Here is a 3110-nt window from a genome sequence, read left to right as displayed (position 1 = left end):
TTTGAGTCCCGGCCTGTCTCCCTCGCAGTTTCTGTAGAAATCTCGCTCTACTGGAAATTTGTTTCACCTGGTGGCATGGTTTTGCAATGAGACGAGTCTTCAAAACCCGCACCTTCACACGCTCGATGAAAAAGGCCGGGCTAACCGATGCAGCCCTGTGTGCCGCAGTCGAGGAGATGCACCAAGGGCTCGTCGATGCTGACCTGGGTGGCGATGTTGTGAAGAAGCGCGTCGCGCTGCCTGGTCAGGGCAAGCGTGGCGGTGCCAGAACCATCGTGGCTACGAAAATGGCGGGGCGCTGGTTCTTCCTCTATGGCTTCAGCAAGAACGAGCGATCCAACATCGACAAGGACGAACTGCGGATACTCCAGGAGGTGGCAAGGGAGCTGCTTGGTTTTGATGATCGGCAACTGGCTATTGCGCTGGCTGCCGGTGAAATTGTGGAGATATGTGATGGCGACGACAAAGCGTAACAGCCGAATTCTGGACGAGATGCACGAGACAGCACGTGGACTTCATGGCGCAGGTCTGATCAGCAAGCGTCGCATGGGCGAGTTCGAGGCGCTGTGCAATCTCGATGTGCACGAAATATCGCCGCAGCAGATCAAGGCGCTGCGTGAACAGGCGCACGTCAGCCAGGCAGTTTTTGCCGCTGTGCTGAACACCAGCCTTTCCACGGTTCAGAAGTGGGAAGTTGGAGACAAGAAGCCGAGTGGGCCGTCGCTCAAACTGTTGAACCTGATCGAGCGCAAAGGATTGGAAGCGGTGATTTAAGGACTTTGAAGACACCCACTTTTTGCCCCGAATTTAAAGGACACCCACTTTCCGCCGACCTCCCCCACCCACCCTGAGACCCTCACCCCATGACCCGACCCCGCTCAGAACTGGTATCCGTCACCGACACGCCCTGGTATCACGTGGTGTCGCGCTGTGTCCGCCGCGCTTTCCTCTGTGGACAGGACCGACACACCGGCCAGAACTTCGAACACCGGCGCGGCTGGATCGAGGCCAGAATTCGGCAACTGGCCGCCGTCTTCGCCATCGACGTGGCGGCCTATGCGGTCATGAGCAACCACTATCACATCGTGCTGCGGATCGATCAGGGCCGCGCTCAGGGCTGGTCGGATGAGGCGGTATTGCGCCGCTGGACCAGCGTGTTCTCCGGGCCGCCGGTGGTGCAGCGGTATCTGGACCCACAGGCCCGGGACACCCTCCACGATGCCGAACTGGCCCAGGCGCGGGAATGGGCGCGCACCTACCGCGCGCGTCTGGCGGATCTGTCCTGGTTCATGCGGGTGCTCAACGAGACCATCGCCCGCAAGGCCAATGCCGAGGACGGAGTACGGGGGCGGTTCTGGGAAGGTCGTTTCAAAAGCCAGGCCCTGCTGGACGAACAGGCCATTCTCAGTGCCATGGCTTATGTGGATCTCAACCCCATCCGGGCGGGGATTGCCGACACGCCGGAAACCAGCGAGCACACCAGTCTTGAGGCCCGCCTGTGCCCGGACAAGGCCGAGGCACGGATGCGGGCGGCATTGGCCAAGCACTCGGTCCAGGGGGACGAGGCGGCGGTGTTCGGGAAGTCCGAGGCCAATATCCCTTACTGGCGCGATGCACTGCGTTGCGAGCACAGGTTGGCGCCCCTTGCCGTCGCCCCCCTGATGCCCTTTGATGCCACCGGCCGGGAGCCTTGGGCGGTGCCGTTTGCCTGGGCGGACTATCTGGAACTGGTGGAGATGCTGGCTCGGTGCGTGCATCCCGCCAAGCGGGGATTCATGCCGGCGCAGACACCGAAGTTGCTGGATCGTCTGGGCATGGACGCGGAGGCCTTCATTGCCCACGGCACGTGCCTGTTGCAGGCATTCGGCCACGCCGTGGGCAAGCCGACGAAGCTGGTGGAACATGCGGCCTGCCGCCAGGCGAAATTCCTGCGCGGGATGGGCGCGGCCCGGCGGGTGTTTGAGCGGCGGGCGGTGTTATAGGCTATTCGCTTCCAACAGGAGTGGGGCCATGACCGATCAAGACACCGCCCGGCCCACGGATCATGACAGCCCGTGGAAGGAGGCTCTGGAATACTACTTCCAGGAATTCACGCAGTTGCTGTTCCCGGCGATCCACGATGAGGTGGACTGGTCGCGGGGATATACCCCCATGGACAAGGAGCTGCAGCAGATCACGGCGGATGCCGAGAGTGGCCGGCGCCATGCGGACAAGTTGATCAAGGTCCAGGCCCGTGACGGGGCGGAGACCTGGGTGCTGATCCATGTTGAGGTTCAGGGTGAGCCGGAAGACCCCTTTGCCGAGCGGATGTACACTTATCAGTATCGTCTGCGGGACCGCTACGGCATCGATGTGGTGAGCCTGGCGGTGCTGGCGGATACCCGCTCAAGCTTTCGGCCGATGTGCTATCGGTATGCCCGCTGGGGTTGCGAGCTGAGTTTCACCTTCCCCACCGCCAAGCTGATCGACTGGGAGGAACGATGGCCGGAGCTGGAGGCGAGCGAGAATGTCTTTGCCCTGGTGGTGATGGCACAGATCAGGGCCAAGCGGTTGCGACAGGGTGGCACCCGCAGGGATGCCAAGGTGGCCTTGATCCGGCTACTGTACCAGCGAGGCTACAGTCGCGAGCAGATTCTCAGGCTGTTCCACATCATCGACTGGATGATCCAGTTGCCCAAGGGACTGGAACGGGAGTTTCTAGAGACGGTCTACGCCATCGAGGAGGAAAATCAGATGCCTTACATCAATACGGCTGAACGGCTGGGACGGCAAGAAGGGTTCCAGAAAGGGCTGCAAGAAGGTCGACAGGAAGGGCGGCAGGAAGGACGGCAAGAGGGTCGACAGGAAGCGGCCCGCGACACGGCCATCAATCTGCTCAAGTTGGGCGTGCTCCCTGATGAGCAGATCGCCCAGGTCACGGGCCTGCCCCTGGACGAAGTGAAGGCCCTGCATCCGGATCCGTCTCATTGAGGGCTGTTCTCGGCCCGCTCCCTCGGGCGCTTCACAACCAAGGTGCCCTCCCCGCCGTCATTCCCGCGAACGCGGGAATCCAGTCGCGGTTGGAGTGTCCGTCCTGGACTCCCGCTTTCGCGGGAGTGACGGGGTAGGAG

General features: G+C 61.9%; 4 protein-coding genes. All 4 read left to right on the top strand.

Annotated elements, in window-relative coordinates:
* Window positions 1–86 precede the first annotated feature (86 nt).
* Window positions 87–473 carry a type II toxin-antitoxin system RelE/ParE family toxin gene (locus tag LQ952_RS15555; RefSeq protein WP_238623528.1) on the top strand — a complete coding sequence of 129 codons (387 nt, stop codon included), beginning with the start codon at window positions 87–89 and terminating at the stop codon, window positions 471–473.
* On the top strand, window positions 454–774 hold the full coding sequence (locus tag LQ952_RS15550; protein WP_040405875.1) for a helix-turn-helix domain-containing protein: 321 nt from the start codon (window positions 454–456) through the stop codon (window positions 772–774). Before LQ952_RS15555 ends, LQ952_RS15550 begins: the two co-directional genes overlap by 20 nt.
* A gap of 89 nt (window positions 775–863) precedes the next feature.
* Complete coding sequence (locus LQ952_RS15545; RefSeq protein ID WP_238623527.1) at window positions 864–1982, top strand: transposase; 1119 nt, start codon at window positions 864–866, stop codon at window positions 1980–1982.
* Between the two features lie 28 nt (window positions 1983–2010).
* A complete protein-coding gene (locus LQ952_RS15540) occupies window positions 2011–2970 on the top strand; it encodes an RpnC/YadD family protein (protein ID WP_238623526.1) in 960 nt (319 codons plus the stop codon).
* Window positions 2971–3110: the final 140 nt, after the last annotated feature.

Source organism: Ectothiorhodospira lacustris, from assembly GCF_022227785.1.
In the GTDB taxonomy this organism is placed as follows: domain Bacteria; phylum Pseudomonadota; class Gammaproteobacteria; order Ectothiorhodospirales; family Ectothiorhodospiraceae; genus Ectothiorhodospira; species Ectothiorhodospira lacustris.
This window is presented reverse-complemented; position numbering and strand designations above follow the sequence as displayed.